The organism is Streptomyces sp. 35G-GA-8 (genome assembly GCF_023534745.1).
Classification (GTDB): Bacteria; Actinomycetota; Actinomycetes; order Streptomycetales; family Streptomycetaceae; genus Streptomyces.
In genome coordinates, this window is record NZ_JAMHJQ010000028.1 from 15,055 (window position 1) to 39,461 (window position 24,407).

Sequence of the window (24,407 nt, forward strand, 5' to 3'; positions counted from 1 at the left end):
CGCCGCCGTACAAAGGCTCAGACCGGCGGCTCCTGGAAGGAAACACCCGAAGTGAAGCTTCAGCGCAAGAACGGGCTGCGCGCCACCGCGCTCGGTGCCCTCGCCGTCTCCGGCGCCCTGGTTCTCACGGCGTGCGGCTCGGACAACAATGCTCCCGAGGGCACCAGCACCAAGTCCTCCGCCGCCACAAGCGCGGTGTGCAAGGACGCCAAGGGCAAGCTGCTCGCGTCCGGCTCCAGCGCTCAGAAGAACGCCATGGACCTCTGGGTCAAGAACTACATGGCCACCTGCACCGGCGTAGAGGTCAACTACCAGTCCTCCTCCTCCGGCGAGGGCATCATCGCGTTCAACCAGGGCACGGTCGGCTTCGCCGGCTCCGACTCGGCGCTGAAGCCCGAGGAGGTCGCCGACTCGAAGAAGATCTGCACCGGTGGCCAGGGCATCAACCTGCCGATGGTCGGTGGACCGATCGCGATCGGTTACAAGCTGAACGGCGTGGACAACCTCGTCCTCGACGCCCCCACGCTCGCCAAGATCTTCGACAGCAAGATCAAGAACTGGGACGACGAGGCCATCAAGGCGCTCAACCCCGACGCCAAGCTCCCGAGCGAGCCGATCCAGGCCTTCCACCGCTCCGAGGACTCCGGCACCACGCAGAACCTGGGCAAGTACCTGGCCGCCGCGGCCCCGTCGGACTGGAAGTACGAGGCCGAGAAGAAGTGGCCCGCCCCCGGCGGCCAGTCGGCGTCCGGCTCCTCCGGCATCGCCAGCCAGGTGGCCGCGGTCGAGGGCTCCATCGGTTACTTCGAGCTCTCCTACGCCACCTCGCAGAAGATCTCGACGGTCTCGGTCGACACGGGCGCCAGCGCCCCGGTCGCGGCCACCTCGGAGAACGCCTCCAAGGCCATCGCCGCCGCCAAGATCAAGGGCACCGGCAAGGACCTGGCGCTCGACCTCGACTACGCCACCAAGGCCGACGGTGCCTACCCGATCGTCCTCGTGACGTACGAGATCGCCTGCGACAAGGGCAACAAGCCCGACACCCTGGCCACGGTCAAGTCCTTCCTGACCTACACCGCCAGCGAGGACGGTCAGAAGCTGCTCACCGAGGCCGGCTACGCGCCGATCCCGGCCGAGATCAACGCCAAGGTCCGCGAGACGGTCGACTCCCTTTCGTAGTACCGACCGCTGTCCCACCCGCCGCCAGCCCGGCGGGTGAGCCGCTCAGCGGATGACGGCAGCCGGCCCGGACCAACCCTCCGGGCCGGCTTCCGTCCACCCCATCCGGTGCACCGCCGCCAGGGGAGCCATCACTCCCCCACACAGACCGGAAAGACCATGGCTTCCACCACATCGATAGACACCCCACCACCCCCGCAGTCCGCGCCGAAGTCGGCGAGCACCTCCACCGGGCGTGCGGGCGACAAGATCTTCTCGGGCCTCTCCAAGGGCTCGGGCATTCTGCTGCTCGTGATCATGGCGTCGATCGCGGTGTTCCTCAGCTACCGCGCCGCCATCGCGATCTCGAAGGACGAGGGCAACTTCCTCACCACCTTCGACTGGAACGCCTCCGCGGACCCGCCGGTCTTCGGAATCGCCGTCCTCCTCGTCGGCACGATCGTCAGCTCCATCGTCGCGATGGTCATCGCGGTCCCGATCGCCGTCGGTATCGCGCTGTTCATCTCGCACTACGCGCCGCGCCGCCTGGCCGCGCCCATCGCCTACGTGGTGGACCTGCTGGCCGCGGTGCCGTCGATCATCTACGGCATCTGGGGCGCCATCGTCCTCGTGCCGTATCTCGGCGGCCTCAACTCGTGGCTCGACCAGTACTTCGCCTGGACGTACATCTTCGACCAGACCCAGCCCGGTGTGGCCCGCAACATGCTCACCGTCGGCATCCTGCTGGCGATCATGATCCTGCCGATCGTGACCAGCGTCAGCCGGGAGGTCTTCCTCCAGGTCCCGCGGATGAACGAGGAGGCGGCGCTCGCCCTGGGCGCCACCCGCTGGGAAGTCATCCGGCTCTCGGTACTCCCCTTCGGACGCTCCGGTGTCATCTCCGCGGCGATGCTGGGACTCGGCCGCGCGCTCGGCGAGACGATGGCCGTCGCCACGGTCCTCTCGCCGAACTATCTGATCTCGCTCCATCTGCTCGACCCGGGCGGCGGCACGTTCGCCCAGAACATCGCGGCGAAGTTCGGCGAGGCCAACGCGTTCGGGCGGGACGCCCTGATCGCCTCCGGTCTCGTGCTCTTCGTTCTCACCCTGCTGGTGAACGGCGGAGCCCGGCTGATCATCGCGCGCCGCAAGGAATACTCGGGGGCCAACGCATGAGCCACGCAGCTGTACAGGACACACAGACCCCCGTTCCGCCGTCGGGCGGGCAGCAGAGCCTCAGCCAGCGCAGTCTGCCCCGGTGGGCACCGGCCGGCTTCGCCCTCATCGGCATTCTCATCGGCGTGGGCATCGGCACCGCCGCCGGTCTCGACAGCAAGGTCCAGTGGGGCCTGATCGCCGTCATCGCCTTCGTCGTCATCTCGTACGTCGTCACCACGGCGGTCGAGAACCAGCGCCAGGCCAAGGACCGCCTGGCCACCAGCGTCGTCTGGGTGTGCTTCGTCCTCGCGGTCATCCCGCTGTTCTCGCTGCTGTGGACCACCATCAGCCGCGGGATCGAGGTCCTGGACCCGTACTTCCTGACCCACTCCATGGCCGGTATCCCCAGCTCGCAGGTGGGCGGCGGGCTCTACCACGCGCTCGTCGGCACGCTCCAGCAGGTCGGTATCGCCACGTTGATCTCCGCACCGATCGGCCTGCTCACCGCCGTGTATCTGGTCGAGTACGGCAAGGGCGCGCTGGCCAAGGCCGTGACGTTCTTCGTGGACGTCATGACCGGCATCCCGTCCATCGTCGCGGGCCTGTTCATCCTCTCGCTCATGCTGATGTTCAACCTCGGCCCGTCCGGTCTGATGGGCTCGCTCGCCCTGTCGATCCTGATGATCCCGGTCGTGGTGCGCTCCACCGAGGAGATGCTCAAGCTCGTACCGAACGAGCTGCGCGAGGCGTCACTCGCGCTCGGCGTACCGAAGTGGCGCACGATCCTCAAGGTGGTCCTGCCGACCGCGATCGGCGGTATCACCACCGGTGTGATGCTCGCGATCGCGCGTATCGCCGGTGAGACGGCGCCGGTCCTGCTCCTCGTCTTCGGCAGCAACCTGATCAACACGAACCCCTTCTCGGACCCGCAGTCGTCGCTGCCGCTCTACATCTTCCAGCAGTACAAGGACGGTGAGGTGGCTTCGTACGACCGTGCCTGGGCCGCGGCCCTGGTGCTGATCGCGTTCGTCATGATCCTCAACCTGGTGGCGCGCGGTGTCGCACGCTGGAAGGCCCCGAAGACCGGCCGCTGAGGCCCGATATCCGGCTCCGCCGCACGGGGCCACGAAAGAAGCAGTGATTGACATGGCCAAGCGAATCGACGTCAGCGGTCTGACCGCCTACTACGGGTCCCACCGGGCCATCGACGACATCTCGATGACCGTGGAGCCCCGCTCCGTGACAGCCTTCATCGGCCCGTCCGGCTGCGGAAAGTCCACCTTCCTGCGCACCCTCAACCGCATGCACGAGGTCACCCCCGGCGGCCGCGTCGAGGGCAAGGTGCTGTTGGACGACGAGAACCTGTACGGACCGAATGTCGACCCGGTCGCGGTGCGCCGCACCGTCGGCATGGTCTTCCAGCGCCCGAACCCGTTCCCGACGATGTCGATCTTCGACAACGTCGCGGCCGGCCTGCGGCTGAACGGCAAGGTCCGCAAGAGCGAGCTTGCCGAGGTCGTGGAGAGGTCCCTCAAGGGCGCCAACCTCTGGAACGAGGTCAAGGACCGCCTGAACAAGCCCGGTTCCGGCCTCTCCGGCGGCCAGCAGCAGCGTCTGTGCATCGCCCGCGCGATCGCGGTCGAGCCCGACGTCCTGCTGATGGACGAGCCGTGCTCCGCCCTCGACCCGATCTCCACCCTCGCCATCGAGGACCTGATCGGTGAGCTGAAGGAGCGCTTCACGATCGTCATCGTGACGCACAACATGCAGCAGGCGGCGCGGGTCTCGGACCGTACGGCCTTCTTCAACCTGGCCGCCGTCGGCCAGCCCGGCAAGCTCATCGAGATAGACGAGACCGAGCGGATCTTCGCCAATCCGTCCGTGCAGGCGACGGAGGACTACATCTCCGGCCGCTTCGGATAGGCGCCAGCCGTCCTGCGGTGCTGCATGGCGGTGCCACCGCACGGCGAAGGGCCCGCCCCCTCTCCCAGGGGGGCGGGCCCGCTTTTTTCGTACGGTGCGAGGCGCGTGAGTGAGGCGCGGCTCAGCCGAAGGCCAGGTTCACGACCCAGAAGCTCACGGCGGCGACCAGGGCCGCCGCCGGCATGGTGATGAACCAGCCGAGAATGATGTTCTTCGCGACCCCCCAGCGGACCGCGTTTATCCGCTTCGTCGCCCCCGCGCCCATGATCGCCGAGGTGATGACATGCGTCGTGGAGATCGGCGCGTGGAACAGGAACGCGGAGCCGAACATGATCGACGCCCCCGTCGTCTCCGCCGCGAACCCCTGCGGCGGGTCCAGCTCGATGATCTTCCGGCCGAGCGTCCGCATGATGCGCCAGCCGCCCGCGTACGTACCGAGGGACAGCATCACCGCGCAGGCGATCTTCACCCAGATCGGGATCGTGTCGCCGGATTCCTCGACATCGGCGATGACCAGGGCCATCACCACGATCCCCATCGTCTTCTGCGCGTCCTGAAGACCGTGCCCGAGCGCCATACCCGCCGCCGAGACGGTCTGGGCTATGCGGAAGCCACGCTTGGCCTTGTGCGGGTTGGACCTGCGGAACATCCACATGATCGCGACCATCACCAGATATCCGACCACCAGGCCGACGATCGGGGAGACGAACATCGGAATGACGATCTTCTCCAGCACCCCGGACCAGATGACATCGGTCCCGCCGGCCAGCGCCGCGCCCACCAGTCCGCCGAACAGCGCGTGGGAGGACGAGGAGGGAAGCCCGAAGTACCAGGTGACCAGGTTCCAGACGATCGCGCCGACCAGCGCGGCGAAGAGGATGCTCATCCCCCGCGATCCGTGCGGTGTGGCGATCAGACCCTCACTGACGGTCTTGGCGACCCCCTGGCCGAGGAACGCGCCCGCGAGGTTCATCACCGCGGCCATCGCCAGCGCCGCGCGGGGGGTCAGTGCCCGCGTGGAGACCGAGGTGGCGATGGCGTTGGCGGAGTCGTGAAAGCCGTTGGTGTAGGTGAAACCGAGCGCGACACCGACGGTCACGATCAACGCAAAGGTGTCCACGTGGTTCAGGACTCCTTGACCGCGATGGTCTCCACCGTGTTCGCGACGTGCTCGAACGCGTCGGCGGCCTCTTCGAGCACGTCGACGACCTGCTTGAGCTTGAGCACCTCCATCGCGTCGTACTTGCCGTTGAAGAGATGGGCCAGCAGCTTGCGGTGGATCTGGTCCGCCTGGTTCTCCAGCCGGTTGACCTCGATCCAGTACTCGGTGAGGTTGTTCATCGTCCGCAGATGCGGCATGGCCTCGGCGGTCAGCTCGGCGGCCCGGGCGAGCACCTCGATCTGCTGCTCGACGCCCTTGGGAAGCTCTTCGATGTTGTAGAGGACGACGAGGTCGACGGCCTCCTCCATGAAGTCCATGATGTCGTCGAGCTGGGACGCGAGGCTGTAGATGTCCTCACGGTCGAAGGGTGTGATGAAGGAGGAGTTGAGCTGATGGAAGATCGCGTGAGTGGCGTCGTCGCCCGCGTGCTCCGCTGCCCTCATCCGCTCCGCGATCTCGGCCCGGGCGGAGGAATCCGCCCCGAGGAGTTCCATCAGGAGCTTGGAGCCCGTGACGATGTTGTCCGCGGACGCGGCGAACATGTCATAGAAGCTCGTCTCCCTGGGGGTCAGACGAAATCGCACCTGGGGTCCTCGGGTTACATGGGATTCGGTCAGGGGTGATGGTAGGCGCAACATCCGGCCACGGCTAACCCCGGCAAGTTCCCAGTGTCACTCATGGTGGCAGGGCCAGGAGCACAGGCCCCTGCCCCAGAACCCAGAGACGGGTAACATATACCCAGGTAGGGTATACAACCCTTTTCGGACAGCATCATCGGTATCAGCCGACAGCACAACGGGAGGACGCGATGACGACCACTGAGGCGGCCGGCGCGGCGATGAGCGAGGCGCCCTCCGCCGACGCGACGGGCCCCGCGGACACGGTCACCACGGACCACGACCGCGGAGTGCACGGCTACCACAAGCAGAAGGACGAGCACCTCAAGCGGCTGCGCAGGATCGAGGGCCAGATCCGCGGCCTTCAGCGGCTTGTCGACGAGGACGTCTACTGCATCGACATACTGACCCAGGTCTCCGCCTCGACGAAGGCGCTCCAGTCCTTCGCGCTCCAGCTCCTCGAAGAGCACCTGCGCCACTGCGTGGCCGACGCCGCGGTCAAGGGCGGGGACGAGATCGACGCGAAGGTGGAGGAAGCGACCAAGGCGATCGCGCGGCTGCTCCGCACCTGACGTACCTCGCGCATCTGGCGTACCTCGCGTACCCGATGTACCGGCCGCACCTGTGACGTATCCGACACGCCATACGTACGTGATGTACGCGACGTGCCTGCCGCCGACGGCCCCCGAGGCCGCCCCTCTCGGCTGTGGGGCGGCCCACAGCGGGGGGCGGCCCCGGCCGTCACTCCCCGCAGGAGTCTCTTCGCCGCGGCCCCCGTGACGCTCCTGGATGGCGCGGGGCGGCGGGCCGCTCGGCCCTCACGTTCAGCACCTCGTCGATACGGTCCGGGCTGAGCCGTTCCCCGTCCGCGGCCGACGCCGCGATCATCAACTCCCCGCACCACTCGATCTCGGCGAGGGCCACGTGGTCCTGGACGTTCGGCGTGCGCAACAGAGCCACGTGCATTCACCTCTTCCTGCCGGTGTCGACTTCCTAGCGTAGGGAGCGTGATACACACCGCGCATGGCACGTCTGGACCATTTCCGCCTTGGTCCTCTGTGGTTACGGCTTGATTTGATCTTGCCGAGCGGACCGAGAGGTCTTTGCGTTCCGCAATCCGCGGGCGCGAACGCGCGCCCGGCTCAGGACTTGATCTCGCCCGCGAAGATGTCGTCGGGCGGCGGCAGTGTGACGGCGACCCGCTCCCCGAACGCGTACAGCAGGGTCGTCGAGGCGACCGCGACCGTACGCCCCTGGTTGACATAGCTGAACCGGTGTCTGACCTTGCGCAGCCGACCGGCCTCGTCCAGATACGCGTCGAACGGCACCGCGTCCTCGCCGAAGCCCTTCGCCGCCGCGCCCAGCGCCCCGCGCGCGTACGACGCCGCCGCCTTCGATGCCCGCCCGATATGGGTGACACCCTTGTAGTGCCATACGCGGATGCCGGCGAGATCCTGCTCGCCGACAAAGGTCACATTCCGGGCGGCACGCAGCAGTTCGGCGGCGGTCAGCGGGTCCGTCGCCCCGCCCGTGACCAGATTCCCGTCCTCCAGCGTGGCCGAGTCGACCCGTACCCACTTGTCCGGGGGCACCCCGGCCCCGCGATTCTTCATGTACAGCGCGCCGGGCGAGAGTAGTTCGGTGATCGGCCGGTGGCTCGCGCCCACGGGCTCCTTGGGCAGGACGACCCGGAGCCGCCCCATCCGCTTGCCGAAGTCGTAGGCGCCCTCGCCTCGGATGGTCACGCGCGTCCCGCCGGCCGCCATCTCCATGGACGTACTGGCCTTCGAACTGCCCGACGCGAGCAGCGCGTCGGCCGCCCTCCGCACCGCCGCGGGGTCACTGCCCGGCCGCTCGTCGGCCACGGCTCCACCGCTCCCGGAACAGCCGGCGGTCGTGGCCACGACCCCCGCCATGGTCACGACGGCGAACGCCACGCCCCTGCGTCTGTGCTGCTGCACCACCATCGCCTGCCAACCCCCAACGCCTGACCGCCGCTTGTCCGAAGCCCACCCGTTCCGGATAACGACGCCCGGCGTTCCTCGTCACGCCGGTGCCGCCTACGGGACGTGGACACCCCGGTACGGTGGAGATGTGTGCGAGCAAGACACCTCTGATCCCCCCACAGCCGCCTCATCTCCGGCCTCCCCTCAGGCCCCTTCCCCCTCGGCCCCGCCACCTCCCACTCCACTTCACGAGACCAGGACCGTCGAGCGCGGCTCGTTCTGCACGGCGCGCTGCACCTGCGGCTGGTTCGGCCACGCCCGCAGATCGCGCGACCTCGCCCGTACCGACGCCGCGGCCCACGCCGCCGCGCAGTCGGCGAAGAGCTGAGGCGGAGGCGGAGGCAGAGGCGGATGGAACGGCGCGTACTGCTCACCGCGGCCGGCCTCCTGGTCGGCGCCGCCACGGCGACCGCGTGCTCCGGCGGCGGTACGGACGGCAAGAACAGCGACGGCGAGAACAGCACCGACGGCGGGAACGGCACGACCCCCAAGGTCCCCACGGCAACTGCCCCGAGCCGCGCCCCGAGTTGGGACGCGCTGGCGCAGGGGCTCGACGGTCAGCTCGTACGGCCGGACGACTCCGCGTACGAGACGGCCCGGCAGCTCTACAACACCCGCTTCGACTCCCTGAGACCCGTGGCCATCGCCTACGCCGAGGGCGAGGACGACATCAAGGAGTGCCTCGCCTTCGCCAGGACGCATGGCACGCCCGTCTCCATCCGCGGCGGCGGCCACTCCTACGCGGGGTGGTCCAGCGGCAACGGCCGGCTCGTCATCGACGTGACACGGCTGGACTCACTGCGGGGCGCGGCCACGGACGGCACGGTCGGGGCGGGAGCCAGGCTCGCCGATGTCTACCGGGCCCTCGCGGAGGCGGGCCGTACGATCCCCGCCGGGTCCTGTCCCACCGTCTCCATCGGCGGACTCACCCTCGGCGGCGGACACGGAGTCGCGGCCCGCGCCTACGGCCTCACCTGCGACAGTCTCGCCTCCGCCACCGTCATCACGGCCGACGGCAAGCGGCTGACCGCCGACACCGAGCGGCACACGGATCTCTTCTGGGCGCTGCGCGGCGCGGGCAACGGCAATTTCGGGGTCGTCACCGAGCTGCGTTTCCGTACGCACCCGGCGCCCCCGGCCGTCGTCGCCTTCGCGAGCTGGCCGTGGTCGAAGGCGGACGCCCTGCTCGGCGCCTGGGAGCGGTGGGGCCCCGACCAGCCGGACGAGATCTGGTCCGCGCTCCATCTCAACGCCGGTCCGGGCGGTGTCGCCCCGACGCTGTCCCTCTCCGCCCTCTCCCTGGGCGGCGAGGACGAACTGAAGAACGCGCTCGACCGGCTCGCCGACGGACCGGGCGGACCCGGCTCGGCGAGCTCCGTCTCGGTGCGGCAGCGCGATTACGAGGAGGCGATGCTGATCTACGCGGGCTGTTCCGGCTTCACGGAGGAGCAGTGCCGACTGCCCGGCACCACCCCCGGGCGCGGCGAAGAGGGCGCGCTACGGCGCGAGACCTACGCCGCCGCCTCCGACTTCTACGTCCGCCCGCTCTCGCCCGCCGGCCGACACGCCCTCATCTCCGCGTCCGAGACGTTCACCCGGCTCCCGGCGTCCGGGGGCGGCAGCGGCTCTCTCACCCTCACCGCGCTCGGCGGCGCGGTCAACCGGGTGGACCCGCTCGCGACGGCCTTCGTCCACCGGGGCTCGCGGGTGCTGGCGCAGTACATCGCCGGGTGGGAACCGGGCACCGCCGGATCGGCCCAGCGCGCCTGGCTGAAAACCACCCATGGATCGATGCGCCGGTACGCCTCTGGCGCGGCGTACCAGAACTACTCCGACCCGACGCTGCCCGACTGGCGCACGTCGTACTACGGCGCCGCCGCGGACCGGCTGGCCCGGTTGAAGAGGCGGTACGACCCGGACCGGCTGTTCGACTTCCCGCAGGCGCTGTGAGTCCTCGGCGCGAGTCCACTATGTGATCCCCAGCGGTTTTCCGTACCCCGTACGGCTCACCGAGGTGGCCGCGAAGGCCAGTTGACGATGGCCTGTACCTAGCAGGCGGGGGGGCCGGCAAGCGGGGGGCACATCCCGACTCGCAAGGGCGTAGCCATGCACGGACACGGACCCCGGATAGCCGCGCTCGCCGCGGCCACCGTTCTCCTTCTCGCACTCGGCGGCAGCGCCGCCACAGCTGTGGACAGGCCCACCGAACCGCGTCAGCTGACCCTCATCAACACCGCTGTCGGCCGGGTGCTCGCGGACAAGTTCGGCTATCCGCTCTATATGCGGACGGCCGACGAGCCGGACAATCCGGACTGCACGGGCGAGTGCGCCGACACCTGGCCCGCCGCCATCGGCTATCCGACGAAGGCGCGGGGTGTCGCCAATGACACCTCACAGACCGTGCTGAACGCGGAGAACAGCGATCAGCCTCAGGTCATCTACAACACGCACCCGCTGTACTACTACTCGAAGGACCGGGCACACCTGCCGCGCGGCCAGCACGTGGACGGCTTCACTCTGGTCGCCCCGAACGGCACCGCGATGGCGCTGCCGCTGAGTTCGGGCCCGGACCCGGATCCGACGGTGTCGGGGACGACGTCGTCCACGTCCAGGGCGAAGCCCGCGGCGACACCGCGGCCGACCAGGGCGACCCCCACTCAGACACGTGCCCCCACGAAGGCGCTCCCGAAGGCACCCAGGAAGGTCGCGACGAAGGCGCCCACGACGACGCCCAAGAAGGTACCGAAGCCGCCCACGAAGCAACCCACGAAAGCGCCCACGAAGGCAGCTCCGAGAACACCGCCGAGGGTGCCGACGAGGGCACCGCTGCCGGTACTGCCGAAGCCGGCGTCAAAGGCACCGCCCAAGCCGGCGACGAAGGCGGCACCCAAGCCCGCGACAAAGGCACCGACCAAGCGGGCGACGAAGCCGGCGACGAAGGCTCCCACCTCCGCCGCCCGCGTGACTCCGACTCGTACGGCCACCGCGGCGGTCCCCCGTAGGACCACCGGCACCTCCGCCCCCTCGGTCGGGGCCCTGACGGTCACTCCGTCGGGCGCGGCGCGAGGTGGCGCGGACCACATGACCGCCGCCGACTCGTCGGAACGCACGAGCGCGGCCGAACTGTCCCTCGCCATCGGTGCCACCGCCGCGGCCTCGGCCGGCACGGTCCTCGTGGTGCGCCGGTTCCAGCGCCGTTCGACGGGCGGTCAGCACTGACCGGAAAGGCGGGTCGGGCGGACATATCCAGCGGCGACGGCAAGACCGGCGAGTCGGCCACGGCGGCCACCGCGGCCACGTCGGCCGGGCCGGTCGCGTCGGTCGCGTCGGGCAGGGCGGTCAAGGCCCTCTTCGGCCTAGCGGTCCTGTGCGCGACGGCCGCCGTACTGCTGCATATGTTCCCGTTCCGGCCCGCGCCACGGGCAGCGGGCTACGCCGAACCACGAACCGTCCAGGTCACGGACCCGCCGTCCGCCCCCGTACGGCTGCGCATCCCGGCGCTCGGGGTGCGGGCCGAGGTCCTGCCACTGGCACTCGACGACGAGGGGACGCTCGACGCGCCGGGGTTCCGGAACGCGATGAAGGTCGGCTGGTTCGCCCTGGGACCACGCCCCGGCGAACGCGGCCCGGCGGTCCTGATCGGCCACCGGGACGCCCCGGCGAACCCCGGCACCGTCCCGGTCCGCAATGGACGCGACGACATCAAGAACGCCGTCTTCGCCAAGCTGGGCCGACTGCGCCCCGGCGACTCGATCGAGACGGAGTTGGGCGACGGGCGGCGGCTGACGTTCCGGGTGACGGCCGTCGATACGTACCGTACGAAACGATTCCCGACGGAACGGGTCTACGGCCCGGTGCCGACCCCGGAGCTACGGCTGATCACCTGCGGGGGAGTCATCGACGCCAACGGCCACTGGGACTCGAACGTGGTGGTCAGCGCGGTCGCGGACTTCTAGGCCCAGGCAGCCTGGGCTCAGGCCGGCTCGGCTCGGGCCGGCTGGGCTCAGGCCGCGAGATTGTTGTCGTCGGGGCGCGGCTCGGGGATTTCGAGCGACCGCGTCCCGCCGACCGCCCCGGCGCCGGCCCCGCCACCGGTACCGGCGGCCAGGTCCGCCCGGCGGGCGGCCCGCGACCGTACGAACCACCCGACGCGCGGCGACCGGGAGATCGCCGACACCAGCGGCGTGAGCAGGGCGAGGGCGAGCGGGGTCAGCAGGAGGGCGACCGCCGTACCGAGAGCGAAGCCGCCGATGACATCGGTCGGGTAGTGGACCCCCATGTAGACGCGGCAGAAGCCTTCGAGGAGGGCCAGACCGATCGCGGCGAGACCGAGCTTGCGGTGGGCGATGAAGACGCCGACGGCGAGGGCCATCGCCATCGTGGCGTGGTCGCTGACGAACGAGTAGTCCGTCTTGCCCGCCACCAGGACCTCCAGGCCCTTGTGGTCGAGGAACGGCCTCGGCCGCTCGACGAAGCCCCGGATCGGGATATTGATCAGCAGCGCGATCCCGGCGGCGAGCGGCGCCCAGACCAGCCCGGCGACGGCCGTGACCGAGTCCTCCTCGGACCCGCGCTTGCGCACGCTCCACCAGCCCCAGAGCCCGATGAGCACGAGCCCGAGCATGATCCCGTACTCACCGACGAACTCCATGACGCGGTCGAACCACGTCGGGGCGTCCTTGGCCAGTCCATTGATGTCGTAGAGCAGGCTGACGTCGGGGTTCGACCCATCCAGTACGAGTCCAGCCATCTGCTGCGGCCCCTGCCTCTTCTTGTCGCCTGCCGCGCCGCGCCTTCGTGGGCGACGCCTCTACCAACCCCCGCGGTCAGTACGGAACATGCTGCGTGATCAGTACCGCAGCTGTCGTCCAGGGAACGGCCTACGCGCCGCGTACGTTCCGCTCTCCACCGAACGATCACCATGACGTTATCGAAGAGTGACACATAGTCGCAGCTCAGGGCCGCGCCCGGACGAAGACTTCCGGCCACGTCCGCCCGTCGGCCCGTTCCGGGATCATGCGTCGGGCCGGTTCGGGGGCAGGTCGGTCGGCAGCGATTTCGCGCCGTCCTCGGTGACGCGGGTGGCCCCGAAGTAGTCCGGGGTGTCGATCTTGTCGAACCGGATGACGGCCCCGGTGTACGGCGCGTTGATCATGTATCCGCCGCCCACGTACAACCCCACGTGCCGGATCGCCCGCGAATTGGTCAGATCGTCCGAGAAGAAGACAAGGTCGCCGGGGAGCAGCTCGTCCCGTGAGGGATGCTCGCCGGCGTTGTACTGATCATTGGCCACTCGCGGCAGCTCGATCCCCACGGTCCGGTACGCGGCCTGCGTCAGCCCGGAACAGTCGAACCGCCCGCCCTGCTCGGCGGTCCCGTTCCCACCCCAGAGATAGGGGGTGCCCAGCTTCTGCTGAGCGAAGTAGATGGCCGCGGCGGCCTGCCTGGAGGGCTCGACCCGCCCGACGGGCCTGGCGAAGCTCTTCTCCAGAGTCCGGATGATCTTGACGTAATTCTGCGTCTCCCGGTACGGCGGCACACCGCCGTACTTGATGACGGCGTACGCCCCGGCGTTGTACGCGGCCAGCATGTTGCTGGTCGGATCACCGGGCACGTCCTTGACGTATCCGGCCAATTCGCAGTCGTACGAGGCGGCCGAAGGAATCGCGTCACGCGGATCCCAGATATCCCGCTTGCCGTCCTTGTTCCCGTCGATCCCATGGGCCTCCCAGGTCCCGGGGATGAACTGCCCGATGCCCTTGGCGTTGGCGGGACTCTGGGCGCTGGGATTCCAGCCGCTCTCCTGGTACAACTGCGCGGCGAGCAGGGCGGGGTTGATGGCGGGACAGAGATTGCCCCACTGCTGCACAAGCGGCTGATAAGCGGCGGGCACGGCCCCCTTGGCCAACCCAACAGCCCGCCCACCCCCGCCCGCACCCCCGACGAGCCCGGCGGCGGCGGAGTAGGTCCCGACAACGAGCAGAGCCACAAAACTCAACCCCAGCCCCCCGACAGCGGCCACGAGGAGCCATGTCTTACGCACCGTCACACACCCTCCGCGTCAGGGCCACTGCCGTGGGCCAGTGTAGGCGCGGAGGGGACGGATCAGGAGGCGGACGACGAGGACGACGGAAGAGGCACGTTGGCTGACCGGAAAATGCCCGACCGCCTCCGGGCTCCAGCAGTTCGAGGCGCCTCGAACGTGCCCGGAACCACAAAGGTGTAACAACGACAGTCATTGCCCGGAGTCACGCTCCGTGATACACAGAGTAACCATACGCGTACTCGCATACCCGATCCGTGACTGATCGGGGCACCGTCGTCGGTCATATGTGCGGGGATCGGGTAAAGAGAGCCGCCAAGCGGCTTACGAGGGCGGTTCCATCAGCGAAGATAGAGCGTGACCCGTGCCATGGGGGCTCGGGCGTGAACGACCCAACAGGGGCGGTGAGTTACATGTACCTGGCGGCCGAAAAGGGCGACATCACCACCATCATCGGTGGCATCGCCCCCAACTGGGGCCCTTTCGGGACACTTGGGAACGAGGCCCGGATCATGATCGAGGTCGTGATGGCGGTGGCCATCCTGCTCTGCCTCGGCATCGCGATCTGGGGCGCGGCCAAGCAGCGGATCGGAGCGACGGCGCTACGGGACACCTTCAGCGCTGAGCAGGGCAAGGGCCTGATCGTCGCCGGACTCACCGGCGTCTTCATCATCGGCTCGCTGGGCACACTCTTCACGATCGTGTACGGGATGGCTGTCTGACCCACGGCCACTCCTCCCTCCCTGCCCGCCTCCTCACCCTCCCGGCACTCTCCCGACTCCGCCGCCCCTCTCGTCTCCCACGTCTCCCACGTCTCCTTCAGTCCCCTGCGATCCATCCCTCCCGTCCCGCCGGTCCGCACCGGGCGTGCCCGGGTTCACCCTCAACACCACCCGTCCGTCGCACCCACCGGCTGAGGTTGCGTCTCCCTGATGTCGAGTCACCACACCGCGCCCGCGCGGGAACCAGCACGGCTACCGTCGTACTACGCGGACTCCGCCAGCACCGCGGAACCGCAAACGGCTGAGGGGGCGTACGCGGCATGAGCTACGGCGACGAGCACGGCTACGGCGGCGACTCGGGCCGTACGGACGACGGGTTCGGCGGTACGGGCCAGACCCGTACCCGCCTGCCCGACGGCAGAAACGGCGACATGTACGGCGGCCCCCGCCGCCCGGCGCGCAGCTCGCGCTCGCTCATCACGGTCGTGGGCGTCGTGGTCCTCCTCATCGCGGCTATCGCGTTCGCGAACCGCGGCGGCGGCGGGGGCGAAGCGTCCGGCGGCAAGGGCTCGGCGTCGGGACCTGGCGCGGACCCGACGGCGGCGTCGGGAGTGAAGCCGGTGACGGGGAAGAACGGGGAGATCCCCTCGGGGTTCGCGCGGAACGAACAGGGGGCGGCGAGCGCGGCGGCGAACTACGCGGTGGCGCTCGGCTCCGACGGCATGTTCCAGCAGGACAGCCGGCACAGCATCGTCGACACCGTCTACACCCCTGAGGCGGCGGACAAGCTCAAGGGCCCGCAAGACGCCGCGTACTCACCGGCGTTCCTTCAGAACCTCGGGCTGGACGCCGACGGCAATCCTCCTCGGGGCAACACCTTCGTCACCCGCACGATCCCGGTCGGCACCAAGGTGGAGAACCTCTCGGGAGACACGGCGAAGGTGGCCGTCTGGTACACGGGCCTGATCGGGATGTCGGGTCCCGACTCGACGAACCCGGTGCGAACGACCTGGAAGACCTGGACCTTCGACTTGCGGTGGCTGAACGACGAGTGGAAAGTCACCGCCGACTCGCAAAAGGACGGCCCGGCCCCGGTCCCCGGCGATGTCGCGGCCTCCACAGCGGACGAGATCAGCAAGGCTGTCGAGCAGTTCGGAGGCTTCACCTATGCGAGGTAGCTCTCGGCGTACGCCAGGCGGCTCCCGGCGCCGCGCGCGGTCGCTCGTCACCGTACTGGCGGGCCTACAGGCCGCGCTCTTCCTGTTCGCGTCACGCGCGGTGGCCGCACCGACTCCGCCGCCCACCCCGAGTCCCTCCGAGAGCGGGGACTGCAGTCTGCTGTCGGGCCAGGTGCAGGAGCTCTGCGAGAACGGCGAGACGGGAGACTCCAGTTCCCTCGTCCCCAGCGCCCCCGACACCCTCGACCCCCTCTCCTCCCTCGCCCGCGGCTGCGCCGACGCCGCCGCCTGGATCATCGGGAAGCTCAGCGACGCCGTGAAGGAGACCGCCACGGTCGACTTCACCAACGCCGCCTTCCTCCGCCAGTACGCCGTCGTCTTCGCCGCCTCCACCGTCCTCACCCTCGTCCTCTGGCTCCTCGCCGTCGCCAAGCGCGCCATCCGCGGCGTGCCCCTCTCCACCGCGATCTCCGAGGCCATCGGGTTCCTCTGGCTGACGGTCCTCGCCTCCGCCTTCACCCCCCTCATCCTCTTCACCGTCGTCTCCGCGACCGACGGCGTCGCCCAGGTCGTCTCCAGCTCCACCGGCGGCCAGACCGACGTCTTCTTCGGCGGCTTCGCCGAGGCCCTCAAGAAGGGCGACGACATCGGGGGCGGGCCGATCATGCTGATCGTCGTCTCGCTCGTATCGATCCTCGCCGCCGGCGTGCTCTGGCTGGAGCTGGTGATCAGGGCCGCGCTCCTGTACGTCGGGGCGCTCCTCGGCACGGTCGTCTACGCCGGGCTCGTCGACAAGAACATGTGGGGGCACGTCCGCCGGTGGGCCGGGATCATGATCGCCGTCATCATGGTCAAGCCCGTCATCGTGATCGTCCTCGGACTCGCCGGCGCGCTCTCCGCCGACAGCGGCCCCGACGCGGTCTCCGCCGTCGTCTCCGGTCTCGCCATCATCCTGCTCGCGATCTTCGCCTCCGCGATGATCTACCGCTTCGTACCCGGATTCGGCGACGAGATCGCCGCCTCCCGCTCCAACCGGAAGCAGGCCACGGACGGCTCCAAGGCGCCCGCCCTCATCAGCTCCCCCGCCGCCCTCGTCTCCCAGGGCATCAAGACCCACAGCAGCCGCAGCCACCAGCAGGGCGACGGAGCCGGCGGAGGAGGCGGCGGCGGGCGGTCCAACACCGTCTCCGGCGGCATCGCCGCACACAGCTCGCGCGGCCCCTCGTCCGGAGGCGGCGGAGGCGGCGGCGGCGGAGGCGCGCCCCTGCCGTCCCCCGCGCCCCCGCCCCGCGGCGGCGGCGGCCCGACCAGCGGCACCCCGCACAGCGCACGCGGTACCGGTAACGGCAACAACAGCTCAGGAGGTAGAGGGCGTTGACGACCCAGTCACCACCGATCGCGCCCCGTCGCACGTATCTCATCGGCCGGGCCAGGCCGAACGCGATCGTCGGCAAGAACCGCGAGACCGGCGAGATCGCCCTGATCATCGCCGGCGCCTTCGTCGGCATGATGTGCGGTCTGCTGGTCCCCGTCCTGTCCGTGCGGATCGCGACGCTGACCGGGTTCCCGCTCCTCGCGCTCGCCGCCGTGTACGTGCCGTACAAGCACCGCACGTTCTACAAGTGGTTCGAGATCAACCGCAGCTACAAGCGCAGCCTGCGCCGCGGTACGGCCTACCGCTCCAGCGCCATGGAAGCCGGTACGAGCCTCGACGGCCGCGAGGTCGAGGTCGGCCCGCCCCCCGGCATCGGCCGTATCAACTGGCTGGCAGCGCCCTTCGGTCCGGACGAGATCGCCGTCCTGCTGCACGCCGACCGCCGTACCGTCACCGCCGCCATCGAGATCGAGGGCCCCGGCGTCGGGCTGCGCGACAGCGAGGACCAGGAGGCCCTCGTCGACCGCTTCGGCACGCTCCTCAAGCATGTCGCCAACGGGGACGGCTTCGTCACCCGGCTCCAGATGCTCGCCCGTACCCTGCCCGCCGACCCCGACGCGCACGAGAAGGACGTGGCCCAGCGCGGCGACTCCTCCTCCCCCGGCTGGCTCCGGGATTCGTACGACCAGCTCCAGTCGATGGTCTCCACCTCCAGCGAGCAGCACCGCGCGTATCTCGTCGCCTGCATGCACTACACCCGCGAACTGGCCGCCGAGGGCCAGGCCATGGCCCGCGCCGCCCGCCAGGCCGCCGGTACGAAGAAGCTCGACCGGGACGCGGGCCTCGCCGTCGTGATGGCCCGTGAGCTGACCGACATCTGCGCGCGGCTCGCCGAGGCGGACATCCGCGTACGGCAGCCGCTCGGGCAGGGCCGGCTGTCCTCCCTCGTGCACTCGATGTACGACCCCGACCACCCCATCGACCACATCCAGGCCATGACGAAACGAAACGCCTGGCCGGCCGAGCTGGACGCGATGGAGCCGACGTACCTCCAGGCCAAGACGCGCGAGTCGTCGACCCGCGCGCCCTGGTGCCACTCCACCGCCTGGGTCAAGGAGTGGCCGATGACCCCGGTCGGCGTGAACTTCCTGGCCCCGCTGCTCGTCCACACACCCGATGTGATCCGTACGGTCTCGGTCACCATGGACCTCGAACCGACCGAGATCGCCATCGAGCGGATGCTGACGGAGAAGACGAACGACGACGCGGAGGCCAGCCGCGCCGCCAAGATGAACCGCACTGTCGACCCGCGCGACATCGCCGCGCACGGCAGGCTGGACCAGCGGGGTGAAGATCTCGCCAGCGGGGCGGCGGGGGTCAATCTCGTCGGGTACATCACAGTGTCGTCCAGGTCGCCCGAGGCCCTGGCCAGGGACAAGCGGACGATCAGGGCGTCGGCCGGCAAGTCGTATCTGAAACTGGAATGGTGCGACCGCGAGCACCACCGCGCCTTTGTGAACACGCTGCCGTTCGCGACCGGCATCCGCCGTTAGCGCGGTTCATCGCCTCCGACCGCCCCGGACCGACGCCCACCCATACCGCCACGCACTCCGACACCGTTACCCACTCCGACACCGTTACCGACACCATTACCGACACCGCCGATAGCCGACGAGCCGAAAGGGGCCTGTGGTGCGAGATCCGCTGTCCGTCCTCACGGATGCCTTCACCAGCTTCCTCTTCGGGAAGGTGGAGACGACCCGGCTGCCCGTCCGTACGTCAACGGGCCAGGCCCAGGCCGTCTATCTGCCGACCGCGGCCCCCGGCCTCGGTGACTCCGGCGTGATCATCGGCCGCGAGGTCTACAGCGGCAAGGGGTACATCTACGACCCCTTCCAGCTGTACGGGCAGCAGCTCCCCGCCCCGCACTGGCTCGTCCTCGGCGAGTCCGGCAACGGGAAGTCGGCGCTGGAGAAGACCTACGTCCTGCGCCAACTGCGCTTCCGCGACCGCCAGGTCGTCGTCCTGGACGCCCAGGGCGAGGACGGCGCGGGCGAGTGGAACCTGATCGCCCAGGAGCTGGGTATAACCCCCATCCGGCTCGACGCGATGGCGGCCCTGGACGACGGCATCCGGCTCAACCCCCTCGACCCGGCGATCACCACGACCGGGCAGCTCGCCCTGCTCCGTACGATCATCGAAGTCGCCATGGGACATGGCCTGGACGAACGCTCCGGCTTCGCGCTCAAGGTCGCGCATGCCTATGTGAACGAGACGATCATCGACCGCCAGCCCGTGCTGATGGACATCGTCGAGCAACTGCGCCACCCCGAGCCCGAGTCGGCCGAGGCCATGAATGTCGACCTGGACGATGTACGGGCCTGGGGCCTGGACGTCGCGCTGGTCCTCGACCGGCTGGTCGACGGTGACCTGAGGGGCATGTTCGACGGACCGACGACCGTCGGGATCGATCTCGACGCACCGCTGATCGTCTTCGATCTCTCGCACATCGACCGTAACTCGATCGCGATGCCGATCCTCATGGCGATCGTGGGCGTCTGGCTGGAACACACCTGGATCCGCCCCGACCGCAGGAAGCGCATCTTCCTGGTCGAGGAGGCCTGGCACATCATCAACTCCCCGTTCGTCGCCCAGCTCTTCCAGCGGCTGCTGAAGTTCGGCCGGCGGCTCGGTCTGTCGTTCGTGGCGGTGGTCCACCATCTCTCCGACGTGGTCGACGGCGCGGCGGCGCGGGAGGCCGCGGCCATCCTCAAGATGGCGTCGACGCGCACGATCTACGCCCAGAAGGCGGACGAGGCGAGAGCGACGGGCCGGGTGCTCGGCCTGCCCCGGTGGGCAGTGGAGATCATTCCGACCCTCACACCCGGTATCGCGGTCTGGGACGTCAACGGCAACGTCCAGGTCGTCAAGCATCTGGTGACGGAAGCGGAACGGCCTCTGGTCTTCACCGACCGGGCGATGACCGAGAACTCCCAGGAGTCGGAGGCCGCGGACGCCCTGGAACTGGAAGGCAGACTGCCGGACGACATGCGGGCCGCGGAGTGGGAGGCGGAGCAGCGGGCGGCCCTCCTGGAAAGGCAACGGCAGTTGAACGAGTCCTCCGAGTCGACGGTGGCGTGACCATGTCGCGCCACCACGACGGTCAGCACTACCACGGTGGCCCTGGCGGCCATGGGGGTCAGGGAGGCCAGGGGGGCGGCCGGGGCGGCGGTATCCCCGACGGGCTGCTGGTCGGCCTGCTCGGCTTCCTGCTGGGGCTGGCGGTGCTGGTGTGGACGGCCACCGGACTGGCGGGGCTGTTCACCCACGGCGCCTGGCCGCAGGCGGTGACCTTTCCGCGTACACCGCTGGCGATACGTCAGCTCGTCCAGGCACCGCACGACATCGCGGGCGCCTGGCCGGACACCCCGCCCGGCGAACTGTCCGGGTACGGACTGTTCTGGGGCCTGCTGATCAGTCAGATGATGGTCCTGGTCGTGCTCACGGTGTTCGTGCTGGGTGTGACGGCCCGTTATCGGGTGGTACGAGCACGACGACGGGCCGGCGTATCCGGTGTACCGAACCAGGACCGGGCACAGACGACCATTCCCGCACCGGCCCCGGAACCGGCTCCGCAGCTCGGCAAGGAGCAGTACCGGCCAAGCGTCGCGCAGTACCCGCCGAGCGTCGCGACGACGGCCGTACCCGCTCACCAGCCGCCCCCCGCACCGACACCCGTACCGGAACCGGAACCGGTACCAGCACCTGACCCCCTCCAGACCGCGACTCCAACGCCCGCTCCCGCTCCCGCTCCCACTCCTGCCCCCACACCCGTTCCCGCACATGCCGCCGCCGTCCCCGCCCCTCGCGTGCGGTACGGCAACCCACCCGCCCGCCGTCCGGCGGCCGTCCAGGCCATCCTGGAGGCCGAGGGCCCCGCCCTCGTCGTCACCTCCGACCCGACGGTGTGGTCCGAGACCAAGGACGCACGGGCCAAGCTGGGCCCCGTTCTCGTCTACGACCCCGGCCACCTCTGCGACACCCCGGCCCGGCTCCACTGGTCCCCCACCGCCGGCTGCGAGGACGCCACCACCGCCGCCGCCCGTGCCGCCGCGCTGCTCTCCCCCGTACGCCCGCACGCCCTGCTCGACGCCGCCATGGCCGACACGGCGGAGACCCTGCTGCGCTGCTGGCTGCACGCCGCGGCGGTGGAGTCACGACCGTTCAAGCAGGTGCACCGCTGGGCACAGGGCGGGAACGCCCATGAGGCCGTCCGGATTCTCCGCACCCACCCCAAGGCCGCCTCCGGTCTCGCGGGTCTGCTGGAATCCGCCCTCACCGCACATCCCGAACGACGCGAGGTCGCCCAGCAGTTGACGGCTCGCGCGCTGTCCGCCCTCTCCTCGGTCCATATCCGCGACGCCTGCACACCCAACCGAACCGATTCGCTCGTGCTGGATTCTTTTGTGAACGAGGGGGGCACTCTGTATGTGGTGGGCGAGCCGATCGAGGATCCGCGCTCCCGCCCGGGTGCGATGCCTCTGCTCACCGCACTCGCCTCGAACGTGGTCGAGCACGGCCGCCGCATGGCCGCACGGTCATCTGACGGTCGGCTCGACCCACCAATGACCTGCGTGCTGGACGATGTCGCCGCCGTCGCTCCGCTGCCTCAGCTTCCGGAGCTGCTTTCCACCGGTCATGACCGGGGCCTGCCGACGCTGGCCCTGCTCCGGTCGCGTCAGCAGGGCCTGGACCGCTGGCCGCACTACGAACTGCCGGTCCCCGACAGCGTCTGAGACATACGGCGCCGACGCAACGCCGTCAGGCCCTCAGGCCCTCAGGCACCTCAGGCTCCAGGCCCATTGCCTCAGGAAGGCCCGTACAGCTTCAGAAAGGCCCACACCCCGCTCGCCACGGACTTCTCCACCTCGGCCGCGCGCACCCGTACCGCGCCGAAGAACGACTCCAGCGTGATGCCCCCGATGAGCAGGCTCAGATGCCGTGCCGCCGCGTCGGCGTCGTCGATGTCGAACAGCCCCTGATCGGCGAGCCCGCGCAGCCGCTCGGCGAGATCGGCGCGCACCGCCCGCGGCCCGACGCGCTGCCACTCCTCGATCACATCGGCCGGCATCCGGGGCCCCTCGGTGATGATCTGGCGTACGAGCGCGAAGTGTTCGGGGTGCTGGGAGCTCTGGCCGACCCAGTCGCGCGCGAGGGCCAGCAGGTCCGCCTCGACGTCGCCCGCCTTCCCGAAGTGCCGGAAGTGCCGCTCGAAGAGGTCCGTGGAGTCCGCCGTCACGGACGCGGCGCTCGCCAGGAAGACGGAACGGAAGAGTTCTTCCTTGTCGGCGAAGTGGTTGTAGATGGTGCGCGTGGAGACACCCGCTTCGGCGGCGATCGCGTCAATGCTCGCCCGCGTATACCCCTCGCGCCCGAAGACCTTGCGCGCGCCTCGCTCGATGGCCTGGCGTTTCTCCAACAGCCCCTTACGCGGAGGCTTTCGGGCACCTGACTCCCGTGCCGCCCCTGCCTCCCGCTCCCGGCTCGCCATGGCGCCGCCCTCCTCAGAGATTACAACGTTCATTGCAAAGATTGCCATACACGTTGTACTTTACCTTCATATCCCAGGTGCAGGACGAGGACCTTTGAGGAGCAACGCCATGTCCACCCAGCAGACCGCACCGTCAAGGCTCGTCGTCATCATCGGCAGTACCCGCGAAGGCCGTCTCGGCCCCACCGTCGGCCACTGGTTCGCCACCCTTGCCGCCGGCCACGGCAGCACCGAGGTGGACCTCATCGACCTCGCGGACACCGAACTCCCCGCCGTCCACCCCGACTGGGGTACGGAACCGACCCCGGCCCTGGCGGAGCTGTCGGCCCGTCTCGGCGCGGCCGACGCGTTCGTCGTCGTGACACCCGAGTACAACCACAGCTTCCCGGCGATCCTGAAGCACTTCATCGACCTTCATCGCGAGGAATGGCAGGCCAAGCCGGTCGGCTTCGTCTCGTACGGGGGCGTGGGCGGCGGGCTGCGCAGCGTCGAACAACTGCGGCTGGTCTTCGCCGAGCTGCACAGCACGACGGTGCGCGAGACCGTCAGCTTCCACAAGGTCACGAGCGATGTCTTCGCACCTGACGGCACGGCCCACGACCCGGAGGGCGCCGCCGGAGCCGCCAAGGCGATGCTCGACCAGCTCGACTGGTGGGCACGCGCGCTGCGAACGGCACGAGCGGAGCATCCGTACAGCGCCTGACGAGGGAGTCCGGAGTCCGGAGTCCTAAGCGCGATCGATCGCCAGCTCCAGTTCCCTGCCGGGGGCCACCGAGGAATTGTCCTCCAACGGCAGGGACTTGCCGGTCGGTACGAATCCCAACTTGCGGTAGGCCGCCTGTGCCCGCGGATTCCCCTCATGGACATGGAGCCGCACGCGATCGAGCCGCAGCTCCTCCAGCGACCACGCCCAGTCGAGCGCGGCGCCGACCAGCGCCCCGAGCAGCCCGGTCCCGCGCTGTTCGGGGCGTACGAACACCCCGACGAGATGCCCCTGTGCCCGGGCGGAGGTGGCCCCCAAGAAGTCCGTGCCGCCGGCCTCCTCGATCAGCAGCGTCACGGTGCCCGACCATGTACCGTCCGGCGCCTCGGCGATGAACTGCCCCGCTCGGACCCCGTGGCGGGACAAGGAATTGGCTGTCCGCTCCTGCCAGAAAGAGTCGGGCTGCTCCAGGGCCTGTTCGTAGGTCTCCAGAAAAGCCACCGGCGCGGCCGGATCCTGGAGCGCCGAGAGGCGGATCTCCTTGGCCTTGGCCCATTCGTCGGGCCGTACGGCCCGGATCACATGGTTCATGCGCCGATACTCCGCGCCCCGGGCCCCCACGCGCAACGAGATAACACCCGTGGGACGCGGTAGAACCCCGTACCCCGTAAATGGGTCCTGAACGCAGGAATGCCCCGCACCAGAAACGGTGCGGGGCATTCCCACAATAATTGTTCGGCGGCGTCCTACTCTCCCACAGGGTCCCCCCTGCAGTACCATCGGCGCTGTGAGGCTTAGCTTCCGGGTTCGG

23 protein-coding genes and 1 rRNA gene are annotated in these 24,407 nt (G+C 69.3%); 15 read left to right on the forward strand and 9 right to left on the reverse strand.

What is annotated here, in order from left to right; all coding sequences use genetic code 11:
* Window positions 1-51: 51 nt before the first annotated feature.
* The 4 genes from pstS (at window position 52) to pstB (ending at window position 4,239) form a co-directional block, all read left to right on the forward strand.
* Entirely contained in the window at window positions 52-1,179 is a 1,128-nt protein-coding gene (gene pstS / locus M1203_RS36920) for a phosphate ABC transporter substrate-binding protein PstS (protein ID WP_249954238.1), read from the forward strand.
* 159 nt (window positions 1,180-1,338) lie between these two features.
* Window positions 1,339-2,334: a phosphate ABC transporter permease subunit PstC gene (gene pstC, locus M1203_RS36925; protein ID WP_249954239.1), complete on the forward strand. Its 996-nt coding sequence runs from the start codon at window positions 1,339-1,341 to the stop codon at window positions 2,332-2,334.
* Window positions 2,331-3,410 (forward strand): phosphate ABC transporter permease PstA, encoded by a 1,080-nt coding sequence (pstA, locus tag M1203_RS36930; protein WP_249954240.1) that lies wholly within the window; start codon window positions 2,331-2,333, stop codon window positions 3,408-3,410. Before pstC ends, pstA begins: the two co-directional genes overlap by 4 nt.
* Before the next feature lie 52 nt (window positions 3,411-3,462).
* On the forward strand, window positions 3,463-4,239 hold the full coding sequence (gene pstB, locus M1203_RS36935; protein ID WP_249954241.1) for a phosphate ABC transporter ATP-binding protein PstB: 777 nt from the start codon (window positions 3,463-3,465) through the stop codon (window positions 4,237-4,239).
* 121 nt (window positions 4,240-4,360) lie between these two features.
* On the opposite strand, the gene M1203_RS36940 is transcribed toward pstB, so the two are convergent.
* Both M1203_RS36940 and M1203_RS36945 read right to left on the reverse strand, forming a co-directional pair.
* On the reverse strand, window positions 4,361-5,359 hold the full coding sequence (locus tag M1203_RS36940) for an inorganic phosphate transporter (protein ID WP_249954242.1): 999 nt from the start codon (window positions 5,357-5,359) through the stop codon (window positions 4,361-4,363).
* 5 nt (window positions 5,360-5,364) lie between these two features.
* A complete protein-coding gene (locus M1203_RS36945; RefSeq protein ID WP_030353473.1) occupies window positions 5,365-5,985 on the reverse strand; it encodes a DUF47 domain-containing protein in 621 nt (206 codons plus the stop codon).
* 224 nt (window positions 5,986-6,209) lie between these two features.
* Between M1203_RS36945 and M1203_RS36950 the strand changes: the two genes are divergently transcribed.
* Window positions 6,210-6,590 (forward strand): metal-sensitive transcriptional regulator, encoded by a 381-nt coding sequence (locus tag M1203_RS36950; RefSeq protein WP_249954243.1) that lies wholly within the window; start codon window positions 6,210-6,212, stop codon window positions 6,588-6,590.
* Between the two features lie 169 nt (window positions 6,591-6,759).
* Here the strand turns inward: M1203_RS36950 and M1203_RS36955 are convergent, their stop codons facing one another.
* Together M1203_RS36955 and M1203_RS36960 are read right to left on the reverse strand one after the other, a co-directional pair.
* The gene (locus M1203_RS36955) at window positions 6,760-6,984 is read right to left on the reverse strand and encodes a hypothetical protein (RefSeq protein ID WP_249954244.1); all 225 of its coding nucleotides are present in this window, start codon (window positions 6,982-6,984) and stop codon (window positions 6,760-6,762) included.
* A gap of 176 nt (window positions 6,985-7,160) precedes the next feature.
* Window positions 7,161-7,985, reverse strand: a complete 825-nt coding sequence (locus tag M1203_RS36960) for a hypothetical protein (RefSeq protein WP_249954245.1) — start codon at window positions 7,983-7,985, stop codon at window positions 7,161-7,163.
* A 390-nt stretch (window positions 7,986-8,375) separates the two neighbouring features.
* Here M1203_RS36960 and M1203_RS36965 point away from each other — a divergent pair, with 390 nt between their 5' ends.
* From M1203_RS36965 to M1203_RS36975, 3 genes are all read left to right on the forward strand, one after another.
* The gene (locus M1203_RS36965) at window positions 8,376-9,974 is read left to right on the forward strand and encodes an FAD-binding oxidoreductase (RefSeq protein WP_249954246.1); all 1,599 of its coding nucleotides are present in this window, start codon (window positions 8,376-8,378) and stop codon (window positions 9,972-9,974) included.
* A 156-nt stretch (window positions 9,975-10,130) separates the two neighbouring features.
* Complete coding sequence (locus M1203_RS36970) at window positions 10,131-11,243, forward strand: hypothetical protein (protein WP_249954247.1); 1,113 nt, start codon at window positions 10,131-10,133, stop codon at window positions 11,241-11,243.
* Window positions 11,244-11,419: 176 nt separating this feature from the next.
* Window positions 11,420-11,980 carry a sortase domain-bontaining protein gene (locus M1203_RS36975; RefSeq protein ID WP_249954248.1) on the forward strand — a complete coding sequence of 187 codons (561 nt, stop codon included), beginning with the start codon at window positions 11,420-11,422 and terminating at the stop codon, window positions 11,978-11,980.
* A 47-nt stretch (window positions 11,981-12,027) separates the two neighbouring features.
* Here M1203_RS36975 and M1203_RS36980 read toward each other — a convergent pair whose 3' ends face one another.
* Window positions 12,028-12,774: a phosphatase PAP2 family protein gene (locus M1203_RS36980; RefSeq protein WP_249954249.1), complete on the reverse strand. Its 747-nt coding sequence runs from the start codon at window positions 12,772-12,774 to the stop codon at window positions 12,028-12,030.
* A gap of 264 nt (window positions 12,775-13,038) precedes the next feature.
* Window positions 13,039-14,067, reverse strand: a complete 1,029-nt coding sequence (locus M1203_RS36985; protein WP_308404963.1) for a bifunctional lytic transglycosylase/C40 family peptidase — start codon at window positions 14,065-14,067, stop codon at window positions 13,039-13,041.
* A gap of 413 nt (window positions 14,068-14,480) precedes the next feature.
* Here M1203_RS36985 and M1203_RS36990 point away from each other — a divergent pair, with 413 nt between their 5' ends.
* From M1203_RS36990 to M1203_RS37015, 6 genes are all read left to right on the forward strand, one after another.
* On the forward strand, window positions 14,481-14,789 hold the full coding sequence (locus tag M1203_RS36990) for a hypothetical protein (RefSeq protein ID WP_030353484.1): 309 nt from the start codon (window positions 14,481-14,483) through the stop codon (window positions 14,787-14,789).
* A gap of 320 nt (window positions 14,790-15,109) precedes the next feature.
* A complete protein-coding gene (locus M1203_RS36995) occupies window positions 15,110-15,967 on the forward strand; it encodes a hypothetical protein (protein WP_249954251.1) in 858 nt (285 codons plus the stop codon).
* Window positions 15,957-17,345, forward strand: coding sequence for a hypothetical protein (locus M1203_RS37000; RefSeq protein WP_249954252.1), 1,389 nt, complete (start codon window positions 15,957-15,959; stop codon window positions 17,343-17,345). The genes M1203_RS36995 and M1203_RS37000 overlap by 11 nt, the downstream gene beginning before the upstream one ends.
* Window positions 17,342-18,895 (forward strand): SCO6880 family protein, encoded by a 1,554-nt coding sequence (locus tag M1203_RS37005; RefSeq protein WP_249954253.1) that lies wholly within the window; start codon window positions 17,342-17,344, stop codon window positions 18,893-18,895. Before M1203_RS37000 ends, M1203_RS37005 begins: the two co-directional genes overlap by 4 nt.
* Window positions 18,896-19,034: 139 nt before the next feature.
* Window positions 19,035-20,483 (forward strand): ATP-binding protein, encoded by a 1,449-nt coding sequence (locus M1203_RS37010; RefSeq protein ID WP_249954254.1) that lies wholly within the window; start codon window positions 19,035-19,037, stop codon window positions 20,481-20,483.
* Between the two features lie 2 nt (window positions 20,484-20,485).
* Window positions 20,486-22,138, forward strand: a complete 1,653-nt coding sequence (locus M1203_RS37015) for a type IV secretory system conjugative DNA transfer family protein (RefSeq protein ID WP_249954255.1) — start codon at window positions 20,486-20,488, stop codon at window positions 22,136-22,138.
* Between the two features lie 71 nt (window positions 22,139-22,209).
* Here M1203_RS37015 and M1203_RS37020 read toward each other — a convergent pair whose 3' ends face one another.
* Complete coding sequence (locus M1203_RS37020; protein WP_249954256.1) at window positions 22,210-22,821, reverse strand: TetR/AcrR family transcriptional regulator; 612 nt, start codon at window positions 22,819-22,821, stop codon at window positions 22,210-22,212.
* 181 nt (window positions 22,822-23,002) lie between these two features.
* Between M1203_RS37020 and M1203_RS37025 the strand changes: the two genes are divergently transcribed.
* Window positions 23,003-23,596, forward strand: a complete 594-nt coding sequence (locus tag M1203_RS37025) for an NADPH-dependent FMN reductase (protein WP_249954257.1) — start codon at window positions 23,003-23,005, stop codon at window positions 23,594-23,596.
* A 24-nt stretch (window positions 23,597-23,620) separates the two neighbouring features.
* On the opposite strand, the gene M1203_RS37030 is transcribed toward M1203_RS37025, so the two are convergent.
* Both M1203_RS37030 and rrf read right to left on the reverse strand, forming a co-directional pair.
* Entirely contained in the window at window positions 23,621-24,187 is a 567-nt protein-coding gene (locus tag M1203_RS37030) for a GNAT family N-acetyltransferase (protein ID WP_249954258.1), read from the reverse strand.
* 142 nt (window positions 24,188-24,329) lie between these two features.
* Window positions 24,330-24,407, reverse strand: a 5S ribosomal RNA gene (rrf, locus tag M1203_RS37035); the annotation flags it as partial.

Excerpts from the sequence above, each read along its gene's own strand:
- pstC (WP_249954239.1), top strand. The coding sequence starts at position 1,339 with ATGGCTTCCACCACATCGATAGACACCCCACCACCCCCGCAGTCCGCG.
- M1203_RS36965 (WP_249954246.1), top strand. The coding sequence starts at position 8,376 with ATGGAACGGCGCGTACTGCTCACCGCGGCCGGCCTCCTGGTCGGCGCC.
- M1203_RS36990 (WP_030353484.1), top strand. The coding sequence starts at position 14,481 with ATGTACCTGGCGGCCGAAAAGGGCGACATCACCACCATCATCGGTGGC.
- M1203_RS37000 (WP_249954252.1), top strand. The coding sequence starts at position 15,957 with ATGCGAGGTAGCTCTCGGCGTACGCCAGGCGGCTCCCGGCGCCGCGCG.
- M1203_RS36995 (WP_249954251.1), top strand. The coding sequence starts at position 15,110 with ATGAGCTACGGCGACGAGCACGGCTACGGCGGCGACTCGGGCCGTACG.
- pstA (WP_249954240.1), top strand. The coding sequence starts at position 2,331 with ATGAGCCACGCAGCTGTACAGGACACACAGACCCCCGTTCCGCCGTCG.
- M1203_RS36970 (WP_249954247.1), top strand. The coding sequence starts at position 10,131 with ATGCACGGACACGGACCCCGGATAGCCGCGCTCGCCGCGGCCACCGTT.
- M1203_RS36950 (WP_249954243.1), top strand. The coding sequence starts at position 6,210 with ATGACGACCACTGAGGCGGCCGGCGCGGCGATGAGCGAGGCGCCCTCC.
- M1203_RS36955 (WP_249954244.1), bottom strand. The coding sequence starts at position 6,984 with ATGCACGTGGCTCTGTTGCGCACGCCGAACGTCCAGGACCACGTGGCC.
- M1203_RS36980 (WP_249954249.1), bottom strand. The coding sequence starts at position 12,774 with ATGGCTGGACTCGTACTGGATGGGTCGAACCCCGACGTCAGCCTGCTC.
- M1203_RS37030 (WP_249954258.1), bottom strand. The coding sequence starts at position 24,187 with ATGAACCATGTGATCCGGGCCGTACGGCCCGACGAATGGGCCAAGGCC.
- M1203_RS37015 (WP_249954255.1), top strand. The coding sequence starts at position 20,486 with ATGTCGCGCCACCACGACGGTCAGCACTACCACGGTGGCCCTGGCGGC.
- pstB (WP_249954241.1), top strand. The coding sequence starts at position 3,463 with ATGGCCAAGCGAATCGACGTCAGCGGTCTGACCGCCTACTACGGGTCC.
- M1203_RS36975 (WP_249954248.1), top strand. The coding sequence starts at position 11,420 with ATGTTCCCGTTCCGGCCCGCGCCACGGGCAGCGGGCTACGCCGAACCA.
- M1203_RS36960 (WP_249954245.1), bottom strand. The coding sequence starts at position 7,985 with ATGGTGGTGCAGCAGCACAGACGCAGGGGCGTGGCGTTCGCCGTCGTG.
- M1203_RS37025 (WP_249954257.1), top strand. The coding sequence starts at position 23,003 with ATGTCCACCCAGCAGACCGCACCGTCAAGGCTCGTCGTCATCATCGGC.